The 23,766-nt window shown below is 41.8% G+C and carries 28 protein-coding genes, 1 other RNA gene and 1 riboswitch; of the genes, 4 read left to right on the top strand and 25 right to left on the bottom strand.

Features of this window, described 5'->3' with window-relative positions:
• Positions 1-11: 11 nt before the first annotated feature.
• Positions 12-926, top strand: a complete 915-nt coding sequence (locus MHH58_RS03475) for a DMT family transporter (protein WP_341345053.1) — start codon at positions 12-14, stop codon at positions 924-926.
• Between the two features lie 63 nt (positions 927-989).
• Here MHH58_RS03475 and MHH58_RS03470 read toward each other — a convergent pair whose 3' ends face one another.
• From MHH58_RS03470 to MHH58_RS03425, 10 genes are all read right to left on the bottom strand, one after another.
• Positions 990-1,541: a thioredoxin family protein gene (locus MHH58_RS03470; RefSeq protein ID WP_341345052.1), complete on the bottom strand. Its 552-nt coding sequence runs from the start codon at positions 1,539-1,541 to the stop codon at positions 990-992.
• A 65-nt stretch (positions 1,542-1,606) separates the two neighbouring features.
• Entirely contained in the window at positions 1,607-2,002 is a 396-nt protein-coding gene (locus MHH58_RS03465; RefSeq protein WP_341345051.1) for a hypothetical protein, read from the bottom strand.
• Positions 2,003-2,132: 130 nt separating this feature from the next.
• On the bottom strand, positions 2,133-3,554 hold the full coding sequence (locus tag MHH58_RS03460; RefSeq protein WP_135096078.1) for a YfcC family protein: 1,422 nt from the start codon (positions 3,552-3,554) through the stop codon (positions 2,133-2,135).
• 149 nt (positions 3,555-3,703) lie between these two features.
• Complete coding sequence (gene sufB, locus MHH58_RS03455) at positions 3,704-5,101, bottom strand: Fe-S cluster assembly protein SufB (RefSeq protein ID WP_135096080.1); 1,398 nt, start codon at positions 5,099-5,101, stop codon at positions 3,704-3,706.
• Positions 5,102-5,120: 19 nt separating this feature from the next.
• A complete protein-coding gene (gene sufU, locus MHH58_RS03450; RefSeq protein WP_115885987.1) occupies positions 5,121-5,561 on the bottom strand; it encodes a Fe-S cluster assembly sulfur transfer protein SufU in 441 nt (146 codons plus the stop codon).
• The gene (locus MHH58_RS03445) at positions 5,551-6,777 is read right to left on the bottom strand and encodes an aminotransferase class V-fold PLP-dependent enzyme (protein WP_341345050.1); all 1,227 of its coding nucleotides are present in this window, start codon (positions 6,775-6,777) and stop codon (positions 5,551-5,553) included. Before MHH58_RS03445 ends, sufU begins: the two co-directional genes overlap by 11 nt.
• A 20-nt stretch (positions 6,778-6,797) precedes the next feature.
• Entirely contained in the window at positions 6,798-8,111 is a 1,314-nt protein-coding gene (sufD, locus tag MHH58_RS03440; RefSeq protein ID WP_341345049.1) for a Fe-S cluster assembly protein SufD, read from the bottom strand.
• A gap of 15 nt (positions 8,112-8,126) precedes the next feature.
• Positions 8,127-8,909: a Fe-S cluster assembly ATPase SufC gene (gene sufC, locus MHH58_RS03435; protein ID WP_341345048.1), complete on the bottom strand. Its 783-nt coding sequence runs from the start codon at positions 8,907-8,909 to the stop codon at positions 8,127-8,129.
• Between the two features lie 225 nt (positions 8,910-9,134).
• Positions 9,135-9,479 (bottom strand): DUF4870 domain-containing protein, encoded by a 345-nt coding sequence (locus MHH58_RS03430; RefSeq protein WP_341345047.1) that lies wholly within the window; start codon positions 9,477-9,479, stop codon positions 9,135-9,137.
• A gap of 118 nt (positions 9,480-9,597) precedes the next feature.
• Positions 9,598-9,954, bottom strand: coding sequence for a DUF4870 domain-containing protein (locus MHH58_RS03425; protein ID WP_341345046.1), 357 nt, complete (start codon positions 9,952-9,954; stop codon positions 9,598-9,600).
• Positions 9,955-10,111: 157 nt separating this feature from the next.
• On the opposite strand from MHH58_RS03425, the gene cyoE reads away from it, so the two are divergent.
• Positions 10,112-11,017 carry a heme o synthase gene (gene cyoE, locus MHH58_RS03420; RefSeq protein WP_341345045.1) on the top strand — a complete coding sequence of 302 codons (906 nt, stop codon included), beginning with the start codon at positions 10,112-10,114 and terminating at the stop codon, positions 11,015-11,017.
• Between the two features lie 127 nt (positions 11,018-11,144).
• Here the strand turns inward: cyoE and MHH58_RS03415 are convergent, their stop codons facing one another.
• From MHH58_RS03415 to aroD, 8 genes are all read right to left on the bottom strand, one after another.
• Entirely contained in the window at positions 11,145-11,975 is an 831-nt protein-coding gene (locus MHH58_RS03415; RefSeq protein ID WP_341345044.1) for a MetQ/NlpA family ABC transporter substrate-binding protein, read from the bottom strand.
• Between the two features lie 37 nt (positions 11,976-12,012).
• The gene (locus tag MHH58_RS03410; RefSeq protein ID WP_341345043.1) at positions 12,013-12,705 is read right to left on the bottom strand and encodes a methionine ABC transporter permease; all 693 of its coding nucleotides are present in this window, start codon (positions 12,703-12,705) and stop codon (positions 12,013-12,015) included.
• Positions 12,702-13,724: a methionine ABC transporter ATP-binding protein gene (locus MHH58_RS03405; protein ID WP_135096098.1), complete on the bottom strand. Its 1,023-nt coding sequence runs from the start codon at positions 13,722-13,724 to the stop codon at positions 12,702-12,704. Before MHH58_RS03405 ends, MHH58_RS03410 begins: the two co-directional genes overlap by 4 nt.
• Positions 13,725-13,808: 84 nt before the next feature.
• A riboswitch (SAM riboswitch) is annotated at positions 13,809-13,907 on the bottom strand.
• 41 nt (positions 13,908-13,948) lie between these two features.
• Complete coding sequence (locus MHH58_RS03400; RefSeq protein ID WP_167753333.1) at positions 13,949-14,263, bottom strand: thioredoxin domain-containing protein; 315 nt, start codon at positions 14,261-14,263, stop codon at positions 13,949-13,951.
• Positions 14,214-14,621 (bottom strand): toprim domain-containing protein, encoded by a 408-nt coding sequence (locus tag MHH58_RS03395; protein ID WP_135096102.1) that lies wholly within the window; start codon positions 14,619-14,621, stop codon positions 14,214-14,216. The genes MHH58_RS03400 and MHH58_RS03395 overlap by 50 nt, the downstream gene beginning before the upstream one ends.
• A 96-nt stretch (positions 14,622-14,717) precedes the next feature.
• On the bottom strand, positions 14,718-15,098 hold the full coding sequence (gene gcvH / locus MHH58_RS03390; RefSeq protein WP_115885999.1) for a glycine cleavage system protein GcvH: 381 nt from the start codon (positions 15,096-15,098) through the stop codon (positions 14,718-14,720).
• Between the two features lie 66 nt (positions 15,099-15,164).
• The gene (locus tag MHH58_RS03385) at positions 15,165-15,521 is read right to left on the bottom strand and encodes a Spx/MgsR family RNA polymerase-binding regulatory protein (RefSeq protein WP_135096106.1); all 357 of its coding nucleotides are present in this window, start codon (positions 15,519-15,521) and stop codon (positions 15,165-15,167) included.
• A gap of 216 nt (positions 15,522-15,737) precedes the next feature.
• A complete protein-coding gene (gene aroD, locus MHH58_RS03380; RefSeq protein WP_341345042.1) occupies positions 15,738-16,454 on the bottom strand; it encodes a type I 3-dehydroquinate dehydratase in 717 nt (238 codons plus the stop codon).
• 94 nt (positions 16,455-16,548) lie between these two features.
• Between aroD and MHH58_RS03375 the strand changes: the two genes are divergently transcribed.
• Positions 16,549-17,139: a hypothetical protein gene (locus MHH58_RS03375; protein ID WP_341345041.1), complete on the top strand. Its 591-nt coding sequence runs from the start codon at positions 16,549-16,551 to the stop codon at positions 17,137-17,139.
• 323 nt (positions 17,140-17,462) lie between these two features.
• On the opposite strand, the gene MHH58_RS03370 is transcribed toward MHH58_RS03375, so the two are convergent.
• The 7 genes from MHH58_RS03370 to secG all read right to left on the bottom strand — a co-directional run bounded on the left by MHH58_RS03370 (position 17,463) and on the right by secG (position 22,664).
• Positions 17,463-17,870, bottom strand: a complete 408-nt coding sequence (locus tag MHH58_RS03370) for an organic hydroperoxide resistance protein (protein WP_341345040.1) — start codon at positions 17,868-17,870, stop codon at positions 17,463-17,465.
• A gap of 121 nt (positions 17,871-17,991) precedes the next feature.
• Complete coding sequence (locus MHH58_RS03365) at positions 17,992-18,201, bottom strand: CsbD family protein (RefSeq protein WP_115886004.1); 210 nt, start codon at positions 18,199-18,201, stop codon at positions 17,992-17,994.
• Between the two features lie 121 nt (positions 18,202-18,322).
• Positions 18,323-18,685: a transfer-messenger RNA gene (ssrA, locus tag MHH58_RS03360) on the bottom strand.
• Positions 18,686-18,755: 70 nt separating this feature from the next.
• Positions 18,756-19,226, bottom strand: a complete 471-nt coding sequence (gene smpB, locus MHH58_RS03355) for an SsrA-binding protein SmpB (RefSeq protein WP_115886005.1) — start codon at positions 19,224-19,226, stop codon at positions 18,756-18,758.
• Between the two features lie 6 nt (positions 19,227-19,232).
• Positions 19,233-21,533, bottom strand: coding sequence for a ribonuclease R (gene rnr, locus MHH58_RS03350; protein WP_341345039.1), 2,301 nt, complete (start codon positions 21,531-21,533; stop codon positions 19,233-19,235).
• A gap of 21 nt (positions 21,534-21,554) precedes the next feature.
• A complete protein-coding gene (locus MHH58_RS03345) occupies positions 21,555-22,304 on the bottom strand; it encodes an alpha/beta hydrolase (protein ID WP_341345038.1) in 750 nt (249 codons plus the stop codon).
• 129 nt (positions 22,305-22,433) lie between these two features.
• Positions 22,434-22,664, bottom strand: coding sequence for a preprotein translocase subunit SecG (secG, locus tag MHH58_RS03340; RefSeq protein WP_115886008.1), 231 nt, complete (start codon positions 22,662-22,664; stop codon positions 22,434-22,436).
• A gap of 197 nt (positions 22,665-22,861) precedes the next feature.
• Here secG and MHH58_RS03335 point away from each other — a divergent pair, with 197 nt between their 5' ends.
• Positions 22,862-23,764: a nuclease-related domain-containing protein gene (locus tag MHH58_RS03335; RefSeq protein WP_341345037.1), complete on the top strand. Its 903-nt coding sequence runs from the start codon at positions 22,862-22,864 to the stop codon at positions 23,762-23,764.
• The last annotated feature ends 2 nt before the right edge of the window (positions 23,765-23,766 follow it).

The raw sequence follows: 23,766 nt of genomic DNA, 5'->3' as shown, positions 1-23,766 counted from the left end.
GCGGGACTGCTATGAGAAATTCTCTGCATGTTAAAGGTTTAATTTTTGTTATTATCGGCGCCTCGCTGTGGGGAATCGGAGGCACGGCATCCGATTATATATTTACCACGACACCGGTCGATGTCAACTGGTACGTCACAGCAAGACTGACAGTCAGCGGTCTTATCTTATTATCTATATACACTTTATTTTTCCGCCGGAAACATCGGACTGTATGGAATAAACACACGGTGCTGATGTTTGCCGTTTATTCTATCTTCGGCATGACGATGGTTCAGTATACATTTATGGCGGCAATCGGCTTCGGCAACGCTGCGGTTGCAACTGTTCTGCAGTGCACCGGTCCAATTTATATCATTCTGTACGCGGTAATGAAAAAATACAGGCCGTGGACAAAAACCGAAGCACTTATAATTATCTCGATACTGGCGGGTGTTATTTTAATTGCCACAAACGGCAATTTGACGAACCTCGCTGTATCACCAGCTGCACTACTTTTCGGACTTGCATCAGGGATCGCTCTAGCTTATTATACCCTTCATGCACCGGTGCTGCTGCAGGTGATTCATCCCCTGCAGCTCGTCGGCGGCTCGATGCTCGCTGGCGGTATTATTATGAACTTCATTCATCCGATATGGGTATTTGATTTCTCATTTGACTGGTCGGCAATGCAGATCATTATACTGGTTCTGTCCATACTGCTCGGGACAACACTCGCCTTCTATTTGTATATCACGAGTATGAAATACATCAGTTCAACGGAAGCGGGAATATTAGGACTCCTTGAGCCTGTATCCGCAGTACTGACATCCGTAGTGCTGTTAAATGTCGGGCTTGGCGTATATCAGACAGCGGGTATTATTCTTATTCTTGGAGTAGGCGTGTTTATCAGTACGAGAAAAAAGGAAACACAGGAAACTTCGTAATTATACGGTTTTTCTGCACATAAAAACTCCTCGAAAAGATTTTATTTTCGAGGAGTTTTAATCTTATTTTACAGTTAACGTTTCTTTTAAATCTTTTTCTACAGCATCCCACAATTCTGGTGATGTCTTGAACTTTTCTTTCATTTCTGTGATTGCAGATTTAAATGCTGCATCGTATTCTTCCGTGCCTTTTTCCGGCATATCTTTCATAATATCCTTTTGAATAACTGTCGTCATCGGTGCACGCGGGCCCCATACTGCTGCTTCTTTTTCTTCTTTGTTAATCGCAATGACTTTTGGAATTACTTTATTGCCATTAGTTAAGTAACCGTTCATCAGTTCTTCATTATCGTCACGCAGTGCCACTTTCACATCAATGTCAGCTTCTTCTGCGAGCTTAAACAGAATGGGAAGGTTAAGCATGCAGTGACCGCACCATGGTTCAGCGATAACGAGCAGTTTCATCTCACTATTCTTGAAGTTCTCAAATTCATTATCTTTCGTTATTTCATGTTCGTTATAAATTTTATCGAACCCGTCTTTTAAATCTGTGAGCTTTTCACGATACTCATCCGGTGTTAAAGCATTGTCATAAAATACCTGTAAATTATCCATTTATCTCCCTGCCTTTATAAGTTGTTATTCTTATTATAAGACTTGAAAGTTAAATGATACAAATATTAATGCACGCGCTTATATTTCTGGACATCTTCTTCTTTTAAATTGAGGAAGAGATTGACGCCGAAGAGAATAATTGCGGCGAGGAACATCGGTCCGCCGATAAATGTAAAAATATGTGCAACGCCGGGATTAACCTGTACGAAAAATGTACTGAAGAGAAATAAAGGAACGCCGATATGATACAGCCAAAATGTCGCTGTTCCGAGACCGTTTTCTGCCAAATGAGGGTAGATTGATAACACTGTACCGATGCCGAGTGTTGACAGCCATCCGACTACGTTAACATGCGCGTGTCCCGCAGCCCAGTTAAGCTGAATCGTATACGACATAAACAGTCCCACTGAAATACCAATCACAAGATAAAGCACCGACAATTTAATCCACGTATGACCCATTTAATACGCCTCCCATTTTTTGTATATAATTACAGGTTAGCACTAAATATAAATGTGTCAATTTAATGTCAAAATAATCAGTCTTAAGTATTATAAAAAAGATGGACAGCAGACGCTGCCCATTCATGTTTTACTGTAAGTTAATCAGCGTTGCAATCACCAGTGCAATTGCCGCTATGATTAACCATATAATAATTAATTTCCAGACGAATTTAACCCATTTTATATAGGGAATACCTGCGACAGCAAGAACGCCCATCAGTGAAGCCGAGGTCGGTATAATACTGTTAGTTATAGCATCTCCATATTGATAGGCGAGTACAGCCACCTGTCTTGAAATTCCCTGGAGATCGGAAATAGGTACCATAATCGGCATCGTCGTCATCGCCTGACCGGAACCCGACGGAATAAAGAAGTTAATAATTACCTGGACCCCGAGCATACCGATTGCCGTCAGTGCAGTCGGTACATTATCAAGCACCGCACTCAGACTGTAAATAATTGTATCAATAATCAATCCCGATTCCAGCACGACAAGTATCGCTCTTGCAAAGCCGACAATAATCGCTCCGTAAACAACAATTTTCATACCGTCAATAAATGCATCAAATACAGTATTCAATTTCAGACCGCCGACAAAACCGATAATGATGCCGACGATAAAGAAATTCGCTGCCAGTTCCGTTAAGAACCATCCATGAACAAAAATACCGTAAACGTTTATCGCGATCGTCAGGGCAAATAAAACTATAATGACGATGTGCCGTTTTCTAAGTTCGGTCAAGACAAGCGCATCTTCCGTGAAATTGAGCTGGCCTGTTTGGCTTTCTTCATAAACCAGACTGCTTTTTGGATCTTTCTTAACTTTTTTAGCATAAGACATAACAAATAAAATGCCTATCAGCAACACTACAAAATAAACTGCCAGTCTGAAACCCCATCCTGAGAATATCGGCAGTTCTGCAATTCCGTGAGCAATACCGACTGTGAAGGGGTTAAACATCCCGCCGATAAAGCCCGCAGCCGCACCGAGTGTTACCATGGCTGTTCCGACCAGAGCATCGTAGCCGAGCGCAACTGACAGCATAATACCGATCGGCACGAAGATAATTGCCTCTTCCGACATTCCTGTAGTAAAACCAAGTATAGAAAAAACCGTCATAATTACCGGAATTACTAGCAGTTCATTTTTTTGAACATTGTTCATCACTTTTTGAATAATTGCTTCCAGTGCGCCGGTTTTACGAATTACTCCGAATGCACCTCCGATAAGGAATATGTAGAAAATAATATCTGCTGCTTCATTTAACCCTGTCGGAATAGCCATAATCAGATCCATAAACGATACAGGATTTTGTTCAACAGAATGGAAACTGCCTCCGATTACTTCAACTCTGTCCTCCACTTCCACGCGGTCGTACTCACCGGCTGGAATTATGTAGCTGAGTGCTGCTCCTAAAATAACGATGAACAGGAGTATCGCATATGTATGCGGAAACTTCTGACTAATGTCTTTTGAACTTTTCCCTTTTGTCTTTGTATCTTCTCCCATGTAATCACCCCTGAAATTATACTTTATCAATTACCCTGTAAAATGAGATATACACCTTTTATTTGAATTTTTTTAATAATACATTAAATAGCAGTAAAACACAAAAAACCGCCGCAAATTAATGCGGCGGTTTAAATATAGATATTTTATTAACCGATTGAACCTTCCATCTCGAAGGAAATTAAGCGGTTCATTTCTACTGCATATTCCATTGGCAGTTCTTTTGTAAACGGTTCGATGAAGCCCATTACGATCATTTCTGTCGCTTCCTCTTCACCAAGTCCGCGGCTCATCAGATAGAATAACTGCTCTTCTGACACTTTCGAAACTTTCGCTTCGTGCTCAAGAGAGATGTTATCATTTAAAATTTCGTTGTACGGAATAGTATCCGAAGTGGATTCATTATCCATAATCAGCGTATCACACTCGATGTTTGAACGTGCACCGTGTGCTTTACGCCCGAAGTGAACCTGACCGCGGTAAGAAACTTTACCGCCGCCTTTAGCGATTGATTTGGAAACAATTGTAGAAGATGTGTTTGGCGCAAGATGAATCATTTTCGCACCAGCATCCTGTAATTGTCCTTTACCTGCTAAAGCGATAGATAATGTCATACCGCGTGAACCTTCACCTTTAAGGAAGATAGACGGGTATTTCATTGTAATCTTAGAACCGATGTTGCCGTCAACCCATTCCATAGTTCCGTTTTCATCAACGAAAGTACGTTTTGTAACCAGGTTGTATACGTTGTTTGCCCAGTTCTGGATTGTCGTGTAACGGCAGTATGCATCGCGTTTAACAATGATTTCAACTACTGCAGAGTGCAGTGAGTTTGTCGTATAAGTCGGTGCTGTACAACCTTCTACATAATGAACACTTGAGCCTTCATCACAGATGATTAAAGTACGCTCAAACTGACCCATGTTTTCAGAGTTGATACGGAAGTATGCCTGCAATGGTGTATCAAGCTTAACTCCCGGCGGGCAGTAGATAAATGATCCGCCCGACCATACAGCCGAGTTTAATGCTGAGAATTTATTATCAGAAAACGGAACAACTGTACCGAAATATTCTTTGAATAATTCTTCGTTCTCTTTTAACGCAGAGTCAGTATCTTTAAAGATAACACCTTTATCTTCAAGATCTTTCTCCATGTTGTGATAAACAACTTCAGATTCATACTGAGCAGAAACCCCTGCTAAGTACTTCTGTTCAGCTTCAGGAATACCTAATTTGTCAAACGTACGTTTAATTTCTTCAGGTACTTCATCCCATGAACGTTCAGTCTGTTCAGACGGTTTTACGTAATACGTAATTTCATCGAAATCAAGTTCCGATAAATCTCCGCCCCATAAAGGCATTGGTCTGTCATAGAAGTGCTGCAGAGACTTAAGACGGTAGTCCAGCATCCACTGCGGCTCTTCTTTCATTTTAGATATTTCACGGACGATTTCTTCAGTTAATCCTCTGTCAGAACGGAAAATAGAAACGTCCTTATCGTGGAAACCATATTTGTAATCGCCAATATCCGGTGCTTGCTTAACCATATATGATCGCTCCTCAATACTAATTTTTATCGGATTCTTTAAATCCTTTTTCCAGTGCTTTCCAAGTGAGTGTTGCACATTTAATGCGTGCAGGGAATTGACTTACTCCCTGCAGCGCTTCAATATCGCCCATATCGTCAGTAATATGGTAGTCCTCACCAAGCATCATATTCGAAAACTCAGCAGCCATTTCTAACGCTTTGTCTGCAGGCTGATTCATGATAGCTTCTGTCATCATAGATGCGCTGGACATGGAAATTGAGCAGCCTTCCCCTTGGAACTTAACATCTTTAATGATGCCCTCTTCAACGTTCAATGTGAGCTGAATCTCATCACCGCAAGTCGGGTTATTCATTTCAACTGTCATCGAACCATCTTCAATTACACCCTTATTCCGGGGATTTTTGTAGTGGTCCATAATAACTGAGCGATACAGCTGATTCAGGTTGTTAAAATTCATACGAGAAAAACTCCTTCGTTTTTTCCAGACTTTCAATAAATTGGTCGATTTCTTCAATCGTGTTGTATATATAAAAACTTGCTCTTGCTGTCGACGATGCCTTGCACCATTTCATCAGCGGCTGAGCGCAGTGATGACCGGCGCGAACAGCAATTCCTTCTGAGTCCAGCGCAGTTGCGAGGTCGTGAGGGTGTACGCCTTTAAGATTGAAAGTAATGAGTCCTGCACGGTTGTCCTTGCCGGGACCATATATTTCAATTCCTTCGATTGCAGACATTTTGTCATAAGCATAGCGAACAAGCTCTTTCTCATGCTGATAAATATTATCGAGGCCGAGTTCGGTAATATAATCGATTGCTGCATTCAAACCGACAGCTTCGGCAATCATCGGCGTTCCCGCTTCAAACTTCACAGGAAGATCCGTCCATGTCGATTCGGTTTTATAAACATAATCGATCATATCTCCACCGTATTCAATCGGCTCCATTTTATCAAGCAACTCAGCTTTGCCGTATAAAATACCGATACCTGTCGGTCCGAGCATTTTGTGTCCGCTGAATGCGTAGAAGTCGACGTCCAAGTCCTGCACGTCAACTGCCATATGAGGTACAGCCTGTGCACCATCAACAGAAATATACGCATTGTGAGCATGGGCTATTTCAGCAATCGACTTAATATCATTAATCGTGCCGAGCACATTTGATACATGTGTAATCGCAACGATTTTTGTTTTGTCGCTCATCGCTTTTTTCACGCTGTCAAGCGCTATCGTTCCGTCTTCTTCCAGGGGAATAAAGACAAGTTTCGCACCTTTTCGCTTGGCAAGCTGCTGCCAGGGTACGATGTTAGCGTGGTGTTCCATTTCGTTAACGACGATTTCATCGCCTTCTTCAATAACCAAATCGCCGAAGCTGCGGGCAACCAAATTAATTGCCGCCGTAGTTCCGCGCGTATAAACGATTTCTTCAAAGCGTTTTGCATTGATAAAACTGCGTACTTTCATACGTGCTTTTTCATACGCATCTGTCGCCTTCGTTCCGAGTGTATGCACACCGCGGTGAACGTTTGAGTTATACTCTCTGTAATAATCGTTCATAGCCTCGATTACTTTTAATGGTGTCTGACTCGTTGCTGATGTATCTAGATATATGAGGTCTTTTCCGTTTACCTGTTCACCAAGTATCGGGAAATCCTGACGGATTTTTTGTATATCCATTCGTCAGAGCCCTCCCTTCCTTAAGATAGTACCTTAAGCTCGATAATCTCTTTGAGTTGTTTTCTGACAGATTCGATAGGCAATGCTTTAACTACCGGATCTAAGAAACCATGAATTACAAGGCGTTCTGCTTCTTTCTTCGCGATACCGCGGCTCATCAGGTAGAAGAGCTGCAGATCATCAACACGGCCGACTGAAGCTGCGTGTCCTGCTGTAACGTCATCTTCGTCAATAAGAAGAATCGGGTTAGCATCACCGCGCGCTTTTTCACTCAGCATGAGAATACGTGATTCCTGCTGTGCGTCAGCTCTTGTAGCACCGTGCTTAATATAGCCGATACCATTAAAGATACTAGTAGCGCTGTCTTTCATAACACCGTGCTTAAGAATGTGAGCGTTTGAATCTTTACCGTAGTGAATAATCTGCGTAGTGAAGTTCGCTTTCGTTTCACCGCGGCCTACAGTTACGATCTTAAGATCTGATTCAGAACGGGCTCCGTTCAGATAAGTTGTGTTGTCGTAAATGATATTTGAATCGTTCATCAGCCCTAAAGCCCAGTCGATATTTGCATCATCTGCTGCAACACCGCGTCTGTTCACATAACCAGTCATTTCTTTCGGCAGGAAATCTACAGAGCCGTAAGTGATTTTAGAGTTATTTAACGCGATAACTTCTGAGACGATATTAATTTTTTCAGTTGACGATTCAAGGTTGGTAAAGTAGTTCTCAACGTAAGTTACTTCAGAACCTTCATCTGCGACAATCAGCACGTGGTTGAATAATGAAGCATCTTTGTCGTCGTGGAGTACTACCATCTGAATCGGGTCTTCAATGTGGACGTCTTTAGGCACATAAATGAAAATACCGCCGTTTAATAATGCAGCGTGATATGCCGTCAGTTTGTTCTCATCAATTTTAACGCCTTCAGTCATAAAGTACTTCTCAAGAAGTTCAGGATGATTGTTTGCTGCGTCGATAATGTTTTCAGCAATAACACCTTTTGCTTTCAGCTTTTCATCTAAACGAAGGTAAGCTGGTGTGTTGTTGTGCTGTACATATATATTTTTACTGTTATCCAGGTCAATTAATCCTTTAACAGCTTCCGGCAGTTCGTCAAGAGAGTTGTAAGTACTGCTCTCAACAACTGGTGAAGTTACGTTAAAGAAATCCCATTTGTCTACCTTAGTCTTGTCAGGTTTAATCATGTCAAGACTATCAAATTGTTCTACTGCTTTTTTTCTTTTACCGAGCAGGAACTCAGATTCGCCTCTGTTATTTGCAGCGGCAATAATCTCTTCCTTGTTCAGTTCGAATGCATTTAATTCAGTAGCCATAGTGATCCTCCCGTCTTATTTGTCTTCAGTGACAGTTTCGTCGTCAATGCCAAGTTCTTCTTTAATCCAGTCATAACCTTCAGACTCAAGGCGTTCAGCAAGTTCTTTTCCGCCTGATTTAACTACTTTACCTCTCATCATTACGTGAACAACGTCAGGTGTAATGTAGTTAAGTAAACGCTGGTAGTGAGTGATGATTAAAGAACCGAATTCCTGGCCGCGAAGCTTGTTGATACCTTCAGATACAACTCTGAGAGCATCAATGTCAAGACCGGAGTCAATCTCATCTAAAATACCGAATTTAGGCTCGAGCATCATTAACTGAAGAATTTCGTTACGTTTCTTCTCTCCGCCTGAGAATCCTTCGTTAAGGTAACGTGTAGCCATATCCGGATCCATTTCAAGATATTCCATGTTTTTATCTAATTTCTTAATGAACTGCATTAAGTTAATCTCGTCGCCTTCTTCACGCTGTGCATTAATTGCAGAACGAAGGAAGTCAGAGTTAGTTACACCAGAGATCTCTGATGGATACTGCATACCGAGGAATAAACCAGCTTGAGCACGCTCGTCTACTTCCATTTCAAGAATGTTTTCACCGTCAAGAAGAACTTCACCTCCTGTAACGTCATAACTCGGGTGACCCATGATAGCTTGTGCAAGTGTAGACTTACCAGTACCATTTGGTCCCATTACAGCGTGGATTTCACCCTGCTTAAGTGTTAAATCAACACCCTTTAATATTTCTTTACCGTCTATTTCAACGTGTAGATTCTTAATTTCTAAAACAGATGCCATGTCTAATCCTCCAATTGAAATTTAAGATTTTCTAATACTTCTATAGTTTATAATAATTCTAATCTATAGTCAAAGTACCAGACTCCTTGCAACACCTATATATTATACCCCAAAAAGCGCGCAGTTTAAAGGGTTCAGCTTCTTAATATGCGTCTTGTCACCAAAAAAATAAAAACACTTCTAAATGACTATTCTATCATTTAGAAGTATTTTATCTACTTTTGTCTATTTGAAAATGTCGATTGTAAACGGCGGTTTATAGACTTCTCCATTAACAGATTTAACGATTCCGATAATCGCAAATACGTAAAATGCAATCGTTACTACGGGACCGAGTACAAGTCCAATCAGAATGATTGATGTCAGCCATGCAGCAAACATGTAAATCGTATACGATAAACCGAAATTTGCAACGTGACGGAGTGCATCAGACGTAAGCGGATCATCATCTTTTTTCAGAGCCCAGATTATAAGCGGTCCAACTACTGCTGTAAAAAGTGATACGATATAGGAAACTAAAACCAGTGTACTGTCAAAACCGGTTCTCGGTGAATTATCAAAGTCATTCATATTAGTTCCTCCCGTCTATCTTCAAGTTAAAATACACTTTAATTTTACCATTACTCTATTATCTGTGCAATTTATCAGACAAAAAACCAGACAGCTTCTGCTGTCTGGCAAAGGGGTTTTACTTTATAAAATCAATCGTAAACGGCGCTTTGTAAATCTCACCGTCCGATGATTTAACAATCCCGATAATAATAAATATATAAAATGCCACGGTAATAATCGGTGTCAGTATATAACCGATGAGTATTATCGCCGTTAAGCCCGCAATAATTAAATAAATTGTATAGGAAATACCGAAGTTCACTAAATTTCGCAAGGCAACTTCCGTTGCAGGATCATCATCTTTTTTAATTACCCAGACAATTAACGGACCGATAACGGCGGTAAAAAACATTAACACATAGGTGATAATAACCAGTGTTTTGTCAAAACCGTTATGGACTATATTACTGTAGGACCGTTCATTATTTTCCATTAAAACTCTCCTCCTCCGGTTAATTTTATTTATACCCTGTACTATGACTGCAGAAACATCTTTTCGTTCACATAATTTATCTATTCCCGCATTTCGCGAATAAGTCTGTACTGATATAATATACTGTATTGATTATAACACTTGTGAGGGAATTTTTTTGAATACACATAATACTTCAACACGCAGTCCGTCAAAATTTATAAATTTGCTGATCGATATAAAATACTTATTAAAAGGCAAGGTCCTCGCTGCCAATGTACTGCCCGTATTTACAGCTTACTGGCTCGCTCTGTACTTTAACGGCGAAAACTTTACGGACCGCTGGCTGCTTTTTATTTTAACCATGGCCGGCAGCACCCTCGTTATTTCCGGTGCACTGATGTTCAATAACTGGTTTGAATACGATCTCGATAAAAAAATGGACCGTACTCAGCAGCGGCCGACCGTTACCGGCTCATTTTCTTTAAAAGGTGTACTGATTGCCGCGATTGCAGCGACAGTAATCGGACTGGCTCTCATGCTGATGACAACAATCGAAGCAGCAGTCTATTCATTTTTAGGCTGGTTCTTCTACGTCGTCCTGTATACATTCTGGTCAAAACGCCGATACACAATTAATACGATAATAGGCAGCATCTCCGGTGCATTTACACCGCTGATCGGCTGGGCTGTAATTGCTCCCGCCGCTCATGTTGTCCCGATTGCCTTATTCTACATATTAATTATATGGCAAATTCCGCATACGCTGGCTATCGCTGTTAAACGCCTTGCTGACTATACAAGAGCCGGCGTGCCGATGCTTCCGGTCGTTATCGGAGTCGATGCGACAATCAGACAAAACCTGTATTACGTTATCGCCCTCGTGCCTGTGCCGTTTATCCTGCTTGGAACGTTCGGCTGGATATTCTTTACCGTCTCGCTGATTCTGACTTTAGGATGGCTTTTCCTGTCTGTGAAAGGATTGCAGACTGATAATAAAGAGCGCTGGGCCAATATTAATTTAAAATATTCACTGATATATCTAATCATCTTATTTATGCTGATGATTGTGCTGACGATATAAAACAAGCCTGAAATGAATGATTGAGACTGGTCATTTCAGGCTTGTTTTTTAAGTCATTTTGGATAGACAGTTCTTTTCGTCAAAATCAAAAAAGCACTCACAGAGGAGTGCTTTTAAAGCATCGTTACTATTCAGCTGGAATAATAGTGCCGTCGTATTCTTCTTCAATGAACTGAACCATTTCTTCCGACTGCAGCACTTCGATTAATCTTTGCAGTTCCGGACGTTCTTCATCGCCTGTTCTTACGGCAATAAGGTTAGCGTAAGGTGAATCCCCTTCTTCTACAGCGATTGAATCTTCCACCGGGCTTAAGCCCCCGTCAATCGCGAAGTTAGCGTTGATAATTACTGCCGGCGCCTCGTTATTTTCATACATACTTACCAGCAGCTCAGGTGCTGTATTGTTATCGAACTCAAAATTGTGAGGATTTTCTGTTATATCATCAAATGTCGCATCCTGGATTTCGATGCCTTCTTCGATTTCAACCAGACCTGCATTTACGAAGAATGACAGGAAACGTCCTTCTTCAGCAGGGTTATTCGACACTAAAATTGTCGACCCGTCAGGAATATCTTCCAGTGAATCATAATCGTTTGAATATACTGCCATTGGCTCGATATGTACGTTGCCGATGCTTGTTAAATCATAACCGTGCGATTCAGTTTCACCATCTAAGTAAGGTGTGTGCTGGAAGAAATTAGCGTCCACTTCTTCATCAGCAAGCAATCTGTTAGGCGTAGTGTAATCGTTAACGATTTCCACGTTAACTGTGATATCTTCTTCAGCTAAAATATCAGCTGCTCTTTCTAAAATTTCAGCGTGCGGTGCAGGTGATGCCGCAACTGAGATTTCAGCCGGCTCTCCTTCATTACTTTCTTCTGAGTCCGAACCGTTACCGCATGCTACTAAAACTAATACGAGTGCAAACAGAGTGACAATATCAAAAATCTTCTTCATGTAATAGCCTCTTTTCATTATAGTTTTTATTGTTAGATCAGCGTTTATCGACTGCTTTTGACAGAGTATCTCCAATAATCTGGATGATAAAAACGATGATCAGAATTACTACAGTTGCAACGAGTGTGACATCCGGCTGGTTTCTTGTGAAGCCGACCATATAGGCGAGGTTACCAAGACCTCCCGCACCGATTACTCCGGCTATTGCAGTAGAGCCGACAAGCATAATTGATGTCACCGTGATACCGGAAATCAGAGCAGGCAGCGATTCCGGAATTAGCACTTTCCAAATGATAGTCCACGTGTTCGCTCCCGTCGATTCAGCCGCTTCAATAACACCCTTGTCGATTTCCTTCAGACCGATTTCAACGAGACGGGCAAAGAAGGGCGCTGCGCCGATAATCAGTGCAGGAAGTGCACCATTTGAACCCATTACCGTTCCCATAATTGCTTTTGTGAACGGCATAATTAAAATAATTAAAATGATGAACGGTATTGCTCTGAACAGGTTAACAATAAATGATGTTGCGCCATAAACCGGTTTTGACACACCGTTATGACTTTTATTTGATAAGAATAAAATAATACCGAGTATCAGCCCGATCAGGAAGGCCAGTGCAGTTGCTATCACGGTCATATAAATTGTTTCGTAAGTCGCTTCTAAAACTGCATCCCATTTCACGTTTTCGAAGGCGAACATTTCTTTAAATGCTGTCAGAAATTCATTCATTTACTTTCAACCTCCAGCGTGACATCGTGTTTTTTAAACTCTGCAGTAATTTGTTCAAGTGTTTCCTGATTAATATCGAGGGCGATATAAAGATGCCCGTATGACTCCTGATTCGTCTGCTTAATATTTCCTGACAGGATATTTACATCAAGACCGTAATTCCGGATAACTTGTGAGACAATCGGCGATTTTGTACGGGTGCCGACAAATGTCAGCTTGACGATAGTTGAAGTCGGGAAGGCTTCTTTTATTTCCTCCATCGCTACTGCGTGGTCGTCATCCGAAATATCATCCTTAACGAAACGTTTCGTTACATTTGACTGAGGATTCTGGAACAGTTCGATAACCGGCCCGACTTCCACTACTTTACCGTTTTCCATGACAGCTGCACGGTCGCATATTTTTCTGATAACATGCATTTCGTGCGTAATCAGCACGATGGTCAAGTTCATCTTTTTCGTAATATCGACGAGCAGGTCAAGCACCTCATCTGTCGTTTCAGGATCCAGAGCACTGGTCGCTTCATCGCACAGCAGAACCTGCGGTTCATTCGACAGCGCTCTCGCAATGCCGACGCGCTGTTTCTGGCCGCCGGACAGCTCACTCGGATAGTTGTTTTCGCGGCCTTCCAGACCAACCAGCCTTATCAGTTCCGAAACACGCAGCTGCCGTTCTTTTTTAGGTACACCTGCGATTTCCAGCGGAAAGCTGATATTTTCAGCGACTGTTCGTGACCAGAGCAGGTTAAAATGCTGAAATATCATCGATACTTTTTGACGTTTTTGCCGCAGTTCTTTCATCGTCATGCCGCTGATTTCATCACCGGTTACTGTAACAGTCCCTTCCGTCGGCTGCTCCAGTCCATTCAAGAGACGAATCAGCGTGGATTTGCCGGCGCCCGAGTAGCCGATAACTCCAAAAATTTCACCTTTCTTCACATTCAGACCGACATTATCTACTGCCGTTATATTTTGATTTTTAGTTTTAAATATTTTAGTCACATTACTAATATCTATCATTATATATAAATCCCTTCCCTTTCCAGGAGAACAATTAAAAAAACCTACTCCAAAAATGAGTAGGCTTTTAAACGTTCATTACGCCTCTCATCTGAGGATATTAATCCAGTGATTTGGCACCTTGTCACGATGACGGTTGCCGTGGCTTCTAAGGGCACATCCCTCCACCACTCTTGATAAGAGTTAATATTTGATTGAAATTCATATTATCAGACTATTCTTTATTAGTCAATCAGAAATTCTTCCAGAACTTCGTTTAAATAAGTAACAGATTGAAATGCGTAGACTTCCCTGACAAGTTTGCCGTTTTTAAACAGCAGCAGTGCTGGCGCAGAACGAATCTGATATTTATCTATCAGTGTTTTATAAAAATTTAAGTTGATGCGTTCATAGCTGATTTCTCTTGCAGAAGCAGCGACGCTGAGCATCGTTTCTGAGATATCGCATGTTTTGCACATCGTTGCATAGCCGAAAATAATATAATACTCTCTATCCTGTATATTCTTTAATATATTTTCCGTTGAAATTGTTTCCTTCACGATAAAACTTACCTTTCATTATTAGGCTCGTATCTACATAAAAACCGTGTCTGAGCAAGAGGTTTGCAAGGTAGTCATGCGGACAGCGTCCGACTTCCCCGAATTTGGGATCTATATAAATATGAGTACTTTCACTAAGATGTTTTTTAAACCATTTACGAATTTTTCTTCCTTCCTTATCCGCATCGGATAAAATGAATATTTGAGAATCGCCAAGCTGATCAATAATCTCATCCAGTTTTGAAATACCCATCGTACCGAAGGTGCAAATTATCTGTACAGGTTCCACCAGCACTTCTTCCAATCTGCGCTTATCCGTTTTTCCCTCAACAATGAGTACTTTATCAGAAAGATTCATCCGTATCACCCTTAGTTAAATTTTTAATATAAATTCACTTTAAGCAATAAATATAGGTTTTAAAAAAACTCCGGACAAAAGTCCAGAGCTAAGTTATTATTTCTCGATTACTGCCTGGTAACCAGCAGCATCAAGAAGGTTATCTAATTCGCTTTCATCTGAAAGTTCAACTTTCAGCATCCAAGCACCTTCGTATGGATTTTCGTTAACAAGTTCCGGACTGTCCTCAAGCTCTTCGTTAACAGCAACTATAGAACCGGAAACCGGTGCATATAATTCAGAAACAGTTTTCACTGATTCCACGCTGCCGAAAGAATCACCTGTAGAGATGTCGTCGCCTTCTTCTGGAAGTTCGACAAATACGATATCTCCAAGTTCAGACTGTGCAAAGTCAGTAATACCGATTGTTACAGTATTTCCTTCAACTTTAATCCACTCATGATCTTCGCTGTACTTTAAATCTTGTGGTAATGACACGCTAAAACCTCCCTTTTAACTTATCATACTTATTGTTGCACAATTGCCATACTTTAGGCAAGTGAATTAATTCAATAATGCATTTTTATAAGTTTCTTCTTTAAAACCTAATAACACATCATCATCAAGTACAACCATCGGCCGCTTAATCAGCATGCCGTCACTTGCGAGCAGTTCCAGTTTCTCTTCTTCACTCAAATCATGAAGACGTTCTTTTAATCCGAGCTCTTTAAATTTAGTGCCCCGCTTGTTAAAAAAGTCATCAATTGAATGCGACGATTTGTCGAGGATACCTTTCAGCGTATCTTTAGCCGGTACATGCTTAACCATGTCAATTTCAGTAAACTCCAGATTATTATCTGCTAAAAACTTTTTGCCCTTGCGGCAAGTCGTGCATTTAGGGTATTCGTAAAATGTAATCATAGTTATCCTCCCGAATAAGAAATTATTCTTACACTTATAATACCCCAGATAAAGTAAATTAGACATATGCAAAAACGAAAAAAGTCCGAAACCTCAGGGGAAGGTTTCGGACAAAGGGGCTGGGGAGAAGAGTTAAGTTTTCATATCTTCTGGTTCCCATTTTATCAGCTGGTTATTATTCTTTCGTTAACCTGCTGTAAAGATTGCTTAATATTTTTATCTGGTAAATATTTCACGCAATTGTGTTACATGAATCTGTCCCGGAGCCGCATCCCTTGATACAAAGCCGTAGGTTAGTGCCGAAGCCGCTTCTCCCTCTGCCGTACGCGTGTCTTTTCCGAGTTCTCCCATAGAGATTCCAATTATTCTGTCTCCGTACTTTTGTTTAGCACTTTTCACAACTTCAGTGACTTTGTCCACATCCTTCTTTTCATGAGGGAAGTAAGCAACTTTGTACAAATCTCCGCCGAGCGTGTGCATTTTATTAATAATCGATAAAATCTCCCCGCTAGGCGGTGTACGCTTAAAATCGTGATGACTCATCAGGCATTTCACATTATTGGCACGCGCAGTTTTGCAGACAGATGCTGTAATTTTATCGCCGGATTGAACTTCGATATCGATATAGTCAATATCCATTGTCTGACAGACAGCGTTTAAGAGCGCTTCGTACTCAACTGTTGTTTTTGAACCGCTGCCGCCCTCTTTCGCCGTGCGGTATGTATAAATAATTTCTTTGTTCAGCGGTTTAAAATAATCTATAATATATCTGACTTTTTTGCCGTGATCCTCCCGGTTCAACGCATCGAAAACATCTCCGCGTATCTCCACGATATCAAAAGCGTCTATATTCTCTTTCGCTTTTTGAATTTCTTCTTTAATTTCGTCATCATTATGACCTGATAAAGTGACGACAATCTTCGTTGTATTCATAAGTTTTCCCCTTTGTGCGTTCTGAATGCGATTGATAGCTATTTCAATCTAATGGTATCATAAAACCATTATAGTATCCCGGGGGTTAAAGTAAATGAAAAAAATTAAACTGCTGACTTTGCTGGCATTCACAGCCATGCTGTTTGCGGCATGCAATGATAATACTGATAAAGAAAATACCGGCACAGCTGAATCTTCAGAGGCTGCATCTCTGGAAGAGGATAAAGATCTTTTTGACAGCGAAGAGGAAAATGAAATTGAAATCGATGAAGTTGATGAAGATGCAGTCGAATCAGCAAAATCAGAGAGCGATAATTATCAGCTGGGCGAGCCCGTTGAAATCGACGGCATTACAGTAACAATTAATGATGCCTTTATGACAGACGAGCGCAACGATACGAATATTATCGATGTCAGCGGCGTGCTCGTTCTCGACATTACATATGAAAACGGCACAGACCAGACATTCCCGGCAGGGCGAGATATTACACTTGAAGCGGACGGTGAACTCGCACACAGCTACGAACTCGACAGCATCTTCCCTGCCGACCTTGCTCCAGGTGAAAGTATAACCGGCCAAATGTCCTACGGCTTAGTATCCGCACCTGAAAATATGGTTGCTGTATTTGAACCCTTGATGAATTCAGAAGGTAAGACTGCGGTTTTTGATATAGTTGTTGAATAATTTTAGGTTTTGCTGGGTGGTGGTGGTTGGGGTGGCGTGTGCCACCGTGGATTCTCCGTGGCGCGGGATTGGGTGGCGCGTGCCACCGTGGATTCTCCGTGGCGCGGGAATGAGCGGCGTGTGCCGCCGTGGATTCTCGATGGCGCGGGAGCGGACGGCGTGTGCCACCGTGGATAAATTCATCTCTCTTTGACTGACTAAACTCACTACCAGGTCAATGAACAACATAAGATTCCTAAAATCACTATAAAAACTCCAGCATCATCTTTACACCAATAAAAAAGAGCCCGCACGGGGCTCTGGTTTTTATCTTCTATAAATTATTACACTACTTCTACTGATAAATCCACGTCGATGTTGCCGCGTGTTGCTTTAGAGTAAGGGCAGAAATCGTGTGCCTGCTCTAAATATTTTTCAGCGTCTTCCTGAGACATGTTTTTAACTTTAGCTTTAATATCTACACCAAGTTTAACGCCTTCGCCATCTTCTTCAAGGCGTACTGTTAAAGTAACTTCCGGCTCTGCATCACGAACGCCGCCTTTTTTAATCATTAAATCAAAGGCACCGTTAAAGCAGGAAGCATATCCCGCAGCGAATAACTGTTCAGGGTTAACACCCTCGCCATCCTGATCCGGCGGAATTACCGGTGAATCAATCGCTTTGTCTTCTGTTGCCACGTGACCTTTGCGGCCGCCTGTGTTTACTGCACTGACTTCATATTTAACTGCCATTATAACTGCCTCCTAATATTTTAATAACAATTCAATCTTACTAATGTGAACTTATATCCAAGCATAACATTTATTCACAAAAATGAAGCCGCAATAAATACAGCCTCATCTCCGTTCTTATTTATTTTTTAAATTTTTCCGATACTTTGTCTGACGCTTTGTCGATAGAGTCATGAGCTTTGTCCGATGCTTTATCTACATACTCTTTCGCTTTACCGGCATTCTTCTCGTTCTTGCCTTCTTTTTCTTTATCTTTGTCTCCGGTAGCGTTGCCGATTGTTTCTTTTGCATTACCTTTTAATTGTTCTAATTTGCTGTCTTTTTCTGCCATTTAAAAACACTCCTTAATTAATTAAATAGTATTTTTGTACAGTTAATGTATTCCCGCTCAAGTAAATGCTAAACATTTATACAAAAAAATACCCAATCCTTTTTCCAGGAGTGGGTATTCAATATGGAGACGGCGGGAGTTGAACCCGCGTCCAGAGACCTCGCAGCATTTCTTTCTACGTGTGTAGTTCATTATTAAGTTTCACATGGATGATGGCAATGAACGAACCTCATTCCATGCTAGTCCGATTAATCTCTTCCTTTTAGTCTTCCGACCGCAGACTAAAGGGCGTATCCTATTATAGTTGAATCATCGTCACGGGCCATAGGCAAGCTCATGGGATGATGCAGAGCGCTCTTAGGCAGCTACTGCGAAATTGTTTTGTTTGCCAGTTATTATAAACTGAGTATCGTTGATGACGAAGCCGAAACCTCCGACACGCTTAAAATGCCCGAATAGCCCCTGTCGAATCCGGAACGTCCCCGGATTATATAATATAACGGCTGATTTGCCGAGCACTTATTATTATAACACGATAAAAACCCGTTGACAAATTAACGGAACTGCTCCTTCATTGCACGGTCAATTTCGCGTTTCATCTGTTTCTTCTTCAGGTCCTGGCGTTTATCGTATTTCTTCTTACCTGTCGCGATGCCTAAAAGCACTTTGCACATGCCGTTTTTAATATACAGTTTGAGCGGGATAATCGCGTTCCCCGGCTCCTGCATATGCCCTCTAAGTTTATTAATTTCTTTACGGTGCAGGAGCAGCTTGCGCGTACGAAGAGGCTCGTGGTTAAAACGGTTCCCCTCTTCATACGGCGCAATGTGCATATTATAGACATACATTTCATTCTTATAGACCCGCGCATACGAGTCTTTTAAGTTCGCCGACCCGCGGCGTATTGACTTAATTTCAGTGCCCCTAAGCACAAGCCCCGCTTCAATCGTGTCATCGATAGAATAATCGTGACCCGCTTTGCGGTTTTGTGCCAGCGGCCTCGTTTTCTGGTTGCTTTTACTCATAAGCCTCTACTTCTTTCCTTTGCCTTTTTTCGCCACTGATTTATAGAAAGGTTTTTTCTTGCCACCTTTTGAGAAGCTTCCTTTCTTTTCACGTGAGCGTGTCTTTTCTTTTTTATTTTCTGGCTTGCCTTTAATTTCCACCGGCGTCTTTCTTCTTTCCGGACGTTTTTTATTAGGCATACCGACTACTTTAAAGTCGATTAAGCGCTCTTCGAGATTAACGCCGAGCACTTCGATTTCAATCTTGTCGCCGATACGGAACATAGTGCCCGTGCGTTCGCCGAGCATAGCCATAGCGCGTTCGTTAAAGTTGTAATGGTCATCAGTCATATTGCTGACGTGCACCAGGCCTTCAATCGTGTTCGGCAGTTCAACAAACATACCGAAATTCATAACACCTGATACTACACCTTCGAATGTTTCGCCGACATGTTTCATCATGAATTCCGCTTTCTTCAGATCATCCGTGTCGCGCTCTGCATCCTGGGCGCGCCGCTCTCTTTCGGAAGTATGCTTCGCAATCTCAGGCAGCTCGCTCTTGTTGCGGCGGATAGTCTTCGCATCGGTCTTTCCTTTAAAGAGATACTCGCGTATCAAACGGTGAACGATTAAGTCAGGGTAACGGCGGATCGGTGACGTAAAGTGAGTGTAGAACTCCGTCGCCAGTCCAAAGTGGCCGAGCGATTCAGGTGAATATTTCGCCTGCTGCATCGAGCGCAACATCAGCGTGGAAATCACCATTTCTTCCGGACGGTCTTTGACTTCTTCAATAATTTCCTGCAAAGCATGCGGGTGAATCTGATTACCTTTACCTTTAACAACGACACCAAAACCTGTCAGGAAGTCGAAGAATTTACTCAGCTTCTCTTCTTTCGGTTCTTCGTGAATACGGTACATAAACGGCACGTCCATCCAGTGGAAGTGCTCTGCGACTGCTTCGTTTGCCGCCAGCATGAATTCCTCAATCATTTTTTCGCCCGTTCCACGGTTTCTAAGAACGATATCTTCCGGTGTGCCGTCTTCACCGACAACAACAGCCGCTTCGGCGAAATCAAAATCAATTGCCCCGCGTTTTTCGCGTTTCGCACGCAATCTTGCAGCAAGTTCCTCAGCATCGAGAAGAGGCTGATAAACTTCTTTGAACTCATTAATGACGCTCTCATCTTTATCTTCCAGCATTAAGTTTACGTTGCCGTAAGTCATACGGTAGTCCGAGTTAATAACACTTTCGAAAATTTCGTGGTCCACGGCTTTACCGCCTGGTGTAAATTCCATGCGGCAGCTCAGTGTCAGCCGGTCGACATTTGGATTCAGCGAACAGATACCGTTCGATAAACGGTGCGGTATCATCGGAATCACACGGTCAACAAGATAAACACTCGTCCCTCTGTGATATGCTTCTTTATCGATTGCAGAGTTCTCTGTTACATAGTGGCTGACGTCGGCAATGCTGACCGTCAGTTCAAAGTTGCCGCTATCCAGTTTTTTCACGCTGACAGCATCGTCCAGATCTTTTGCATCGGCGCCGTCAATCGTAATTGTGAACTCGTCGCGAAGATCGACTCTCTCCTTCGTGTCATCCTGCTCGATTTCATCAGGCACTGCTTCCGCCTGCTCAAGCACTTCATCAGGGAACTCGATGTCGATGCCATGCTGGTAAATAATTGACAGAATATCGACACCAGGATCATTTTTATGACCTAAAATCTGGATTACATGACCTTCTGGATTGCCCTGGTCAGGATTATCCGGGAATTTAGTTATTTCAACGAGCACTTTGTGGCCGTCAATAGCCCCTAAGTTGTTATCCCTCGGAATAAAGATATCCGTTTTGAATGTTTTCGAGTCAGGTACAACGAAGCCGTAATTAACATTTGCACTGTACTCCCCGACTAATTTTGTTACACCGCGCTCGATAATACTAATTACGTGACCTTCTGTCTTGTCGCCCCGCGTACTGGTCTCGACTTCTACCAGCACAGTGTCACCGTCAAGCGCACCGTTTACAGCGTTCGGCGGAATAAAAATATCTTCGATATCTTCTTCTTCCGGACGCAGAAATCCAAAACCGCGTTTGTGCATCGATAATGTACCTTTTACTCTGTTGGAGTCAGGTACCTTCATATATTTGTCTTTTTTCGTGCGGTATAATTTACCGGATTCTTCAAGAGAGACTAAAGTTTTCACCATATCTTTGAATTCATCCGAGTCATCCGCTCCAAAAGATTCTTTAAAATCATCTATTGTCATCGGTTTGTAGTCATCTTTACTTACAATGGCTAATATTTCTTCTTTAAAGTCTCTCATTGTAATCCTCCATATCTGTTATTAATACTGCAGTTCGTGCTGTTCAATAAAATTGTATATATCTTCAAATAATTCTTCCTTGCTCTCATCTATAGTCAGTACGTGGCCGCCTTTATCGTACCATTTAATTTCTTTTTCATCAGTCCCGGCACCATTGTAAATCACCTTGGCGCTGTCCGGATCAATCACCTTGTCATGAGTTGCCTGAGCGACAAAAAGCGGGACATTAACATCTTCTAAATTCCCTTTTACCAGATTTATAAACGTGCTGATATCATCAAAAGTTCCAGTCATCTCCAGATTTTTTGTTTCTTTTTCTATCTGCTCCGGCGTTTTATTTTCAAACATCTTCAAATATTTTTCTGCATACGCGATAAACTGCCCGTACAGTGTTTCCGGGTCCTTCATGTACATTGGGCTGCAAATTGTCCCGACACCTGTCACATCGCGTTCAGCTGCAAGGCGCAGCGCGATTACCCCGCCAATCGATACACCGGCGACAAAAATATTGCTGCAGCCTTCACTCCGCAAAAAATCGTAAGCTTCGACTGCCTGCTTATACCAGACAAAGGGAGAAGACTGCGTAATTTTCTCCGGATGCTCCGCATGGCCTTCGTAGTTTATCGAGTAGGAAGTGAGACCTTTTTTCTGCAGATAGCGGCCGAGCTGTCTTACATCGGATGTGTTCCCCGTAAAACCATGCAGCAGCAGAACCGCCCTGTCTCCGCTCGCTTCTTTAAAGTAAAATTTTTCAGGTAATTTAATATTCATGAGGTCACCTCAAAATAGTGTTACTTTTATTGTACGCTAAATGTCCGGGATACTAAAGAATCATCGTTCCAAACATAAAAAAAGAGCCAAAATCCGGGATTAATCGGATTCGGCTCACCTTTTAACGTATTAACCTAAGTATGTCAGTAACAGCATAATCATAAAGAACAGAATTGCTAAAATTACAGTTGCTCTATGTAAAATTAAGTCCATACCGCGCGCTTTCTGCTTGCCGAACATCTGCTCGGCACCGCCGCCGATTGCTCCCGACAGACCGGCACTTTTTCCGGATTGTAGTAACACTACAGCGATAAGCGATATACACACGATGATTAACAGAACGATGAGTAGTGTCTGCATGAAGATACCCCTCCGATTTATATTAACAGTATAAATAGTACCAAAAATTTACTGTATGTGCAATGTAAACGAAGGTTTTGTAATGTAGTTGTTACATTGGAGACAGCGTTCTATTTGTTGAAATCTGTAAATGTTCTGCTGCATTTTTTAAATTTTTGCTGTTTGGAGATAATTTACTTTATCTTTATGTTATAGATATGCGTACAATCCCTTTAAAACTTAAACAATTGCAGATTCTGTCACGTCGAACGTTACTCGGTTCAACCGAAGAAAAAGAAAAGGAGAAGTTGACCCGCGGCTGGCACGGCGAGCTCGGATTCGATAAACTGCTCGATACTGCCGTGCGGGGCAAGGAAATTTATCACTTGAAAGATTATCGTTTTAAAATTGATTCCGGTACCGAAACATTAAAAGTAGCCAGCGGCATGAGTGAAGTGCAGATCGATAACGTGCTGATTGCTGGCGACCATGTTTATACTTTCGAGGTTAAAAATTTTGGTTTCGATTTGATATACGATTCAAAAATCTGGTTCTTCGAAAGCGGGCGCGAATATAAGGACTTGAGTATGCAGGTGAACCGCCAGCGCACTTCGCTTGAGCATCTGATTCGTAATGGCGGTTTTAATTACGATATTACTTCACACCTCGTGTTTGTGAACCCTTCACAGACAATCTATAACATGCCTAATTTGGAAAATCTGCTTGTGCCCAGTAATACGCCCCGGCGGCTCGCTAAAATTTGTCAGTCCAATCGTTATGACCATGGCAATATTGCTGACTACCTCAACAGCCGCCGGCTCCTGAAATCAATGTACGATCTCCTGGCGAATGTTGAATTTGGCGAGCTCCGCACCGGCGTGTTTTGTTATCAGTGCGATTCGGTTGCGGAGCTCGTGCGTGTTAATTCATACAAGTACTGTTGTCATTCATGCACTAAAGAGTTTACTACTTTCGAAATAGTATCGATACTAATTGATGAATTAAAAACTATCAATGAAGCGTGGGAAATATCTCCTGCAAGAATTTCTGCTTTTAGCGGAGGTGCTGTCAGCAGTTCCACAGTTCGCAGATATAAACGCGACCGTCGACTCTTATTTTGATA

It is taken from the genome of Jeotgalicoccus sp. FSL K6-3177, assembly GCF_038050175.1.
Classification (GTDB): domain Bacteria; phylum Bacillota; class Bacilli; order Staphylococcales; family Salinicoccaceae; genus Jeotgalicoccus; species Jeotgalicoccus nanhaiensis.
This window is presented reverse-complemented; position numbering and strand designations above follow the sequence as displayed.

Bases quoted from the DNA above. Each gene is read 5' to 3' on its own strand.
- MHH58_RS03415 (WP_341345044.1), bottom strand. From the start codon at position 11,975: ATGAAGAAGATTTTTGATATTGTCACTCTGTTTGCACTCGTATTAGTT.
- MHH58_RS03395 (WP_135096102.1), bottom strand. From the start codon at position 14,621: ATGAATCTTTCTGATAAAGTACTCATTGTTGAGGGAAAAACGGATAAG.
- sufB (WP_135096080.1), bottom strand. From the start codon at position 5,101: ATGGTTAAGCAAGCACCGGATATTGGCGATTACAAATATGGTTTCCAC.
- MHH58_RS03385 (WP_135096106.1), bottom strand. From the start codon at position 15,521: ATGATTACATTTTACGAATACCCTAAATGCACGACTTGCCGCAAGGGC.
- sufC (WP_341345048.1), bottom strand. From the start codon at position 8,909: ATGGCATCTGTTTTAGAAATTAAGAATCTACACGTTGAAATAGACGGT.
- MHH58_RS03405 (WP_135096098.1), bottom strand. From the start codon at position 13,724: ATGATAGATATTAGTAATGTGACTAAAATATTTAAAACTAAAAATCAA.
- MHH58_RS03430 (WP_341345047.1), bottom strand. From the start codon at position 9,479: ATGAATGACTTTGATAATTCACCGAGAACCGGTTTTGACAGTACACTG.
- aroD (WP_341345042.1), bottom strand. From the start codon at position 16,454: ATGAATACAACGAAGATTGTCGTCACTTTATCAGGTCATAATGATGAC.
- MHH58_RS03410 (WP_341345043.1), bottom strand. From the start codon at position 12,705: ATGAATGAATTTCTGACAGCATTTAAAGAAATGTTCGCCTTCGAAAAC.
- MHH58_RS03375 (WP_341345041.1), top strand. From the start codon at position 16,549: ATGAAAAAAATTAAACTGCTGACTTTGCTGGCATTCACAGCCATGCTG.
- rnr (WP_341345039.1), bottom strand. From the start codon at position 21,533: ATGAGAGACTTTAAAGAAGAAATATTAGCCATTGTAAGTAAAGATGAC.
- sufD (WP_341345049.1), bottom strand. From the start codon at position 8,111: ATGGCTACTGAATTAAATGCATTCGAACTGAACAAGGAAGAGATTATT.
- MHH58_RS03445 (WP_341345050.1), bottom strand. From the start codon at position 6,777: ATGGATATACAAAAAATCCGTCAGGATTTCCCGATACTTGGTGAACAG.
- MHH58_RS03370 (WP_341345040.1), bottom strand. From the start codon at position 17,870: ATGGCAGTTAAATATGAAGTCAGTGCAGTAAACACAGGCGGCCGCAAA.
- MHH58_RS03470 (WP_341345052.1), bottom strand. From the start codon at position 1,541: ATGGATAATTTACAGGTATTTTATGACAATGCTTTAACACCGGATGAG.
- MHH58_RS03465 (WP_341345051.1), bottom strand. From the start codon at position 2,002: ATGGGTCATACGTGGATTAAATTGTCGGTGCTTTATCTTGTGATTGGT.
- sufU (WP_115885987.1), bottom strand. From the start codon at position 5,561: ATGAATTTTAACAACCTGAATCAGCTGTATCGCTCAGTTATTATGGAC.
- smpB (WP_115886005.1), bottom strand. From the start codon at position 19,226: ATGAGTAAAAGCAACCAGAAAACGAGGCCGCTGGCACAAAACCGCAAA.
- MHH58_RS03460 (WP_135096078.1), bottom strand. From the start codon at position 3,554: ATGGGAGAAGATACAAAGACAAAAGGGAAAAGTTCAAAAGACATTAGT.
- MHH58_RS03335 (WP_341345037.1), top strand. From the start codon at position 22,862: ATGCGTACAATCCCTTTAAAACTTAAACAATTGCAGATTCTGTCACGT.
- secG (WP_115886008.1), bottom strand. From the start codon at position 22,664: ATGCAGACACTACTCATCGTTCTGTTAATCATCGTGTGTATATCGCTT.
- MHH58_RS03365 (WP_115886004.1), bottom strand. From the start codon at position 18,201: ATGGCAGAAAAAGACAGCAAATTAGAACAATTAAAAGGTAATGCAAAA.
- MHH58_RS03425 (WP_341345046.1), bottom strand. From the start codon at position 9,954: ATGGAAAATAATGAACGGTCCTACAGTAATATAGTCCATAACGGTTTT.
- MHH58_RS03345 (WP_341345038.1), bottom strand. From the start codon at position 22,304: ATGAATATTAAATTACCTGAAAAATTTTACTTTAAAGAAGCGAGCGGA.
- MHH58_RS03475 (WP_341345053.1), top strand. From the start codon at position 12: ATGAGAAATTCTCTGCATGTTAAAGGTTTAATTTTTGTTATTATCGGC.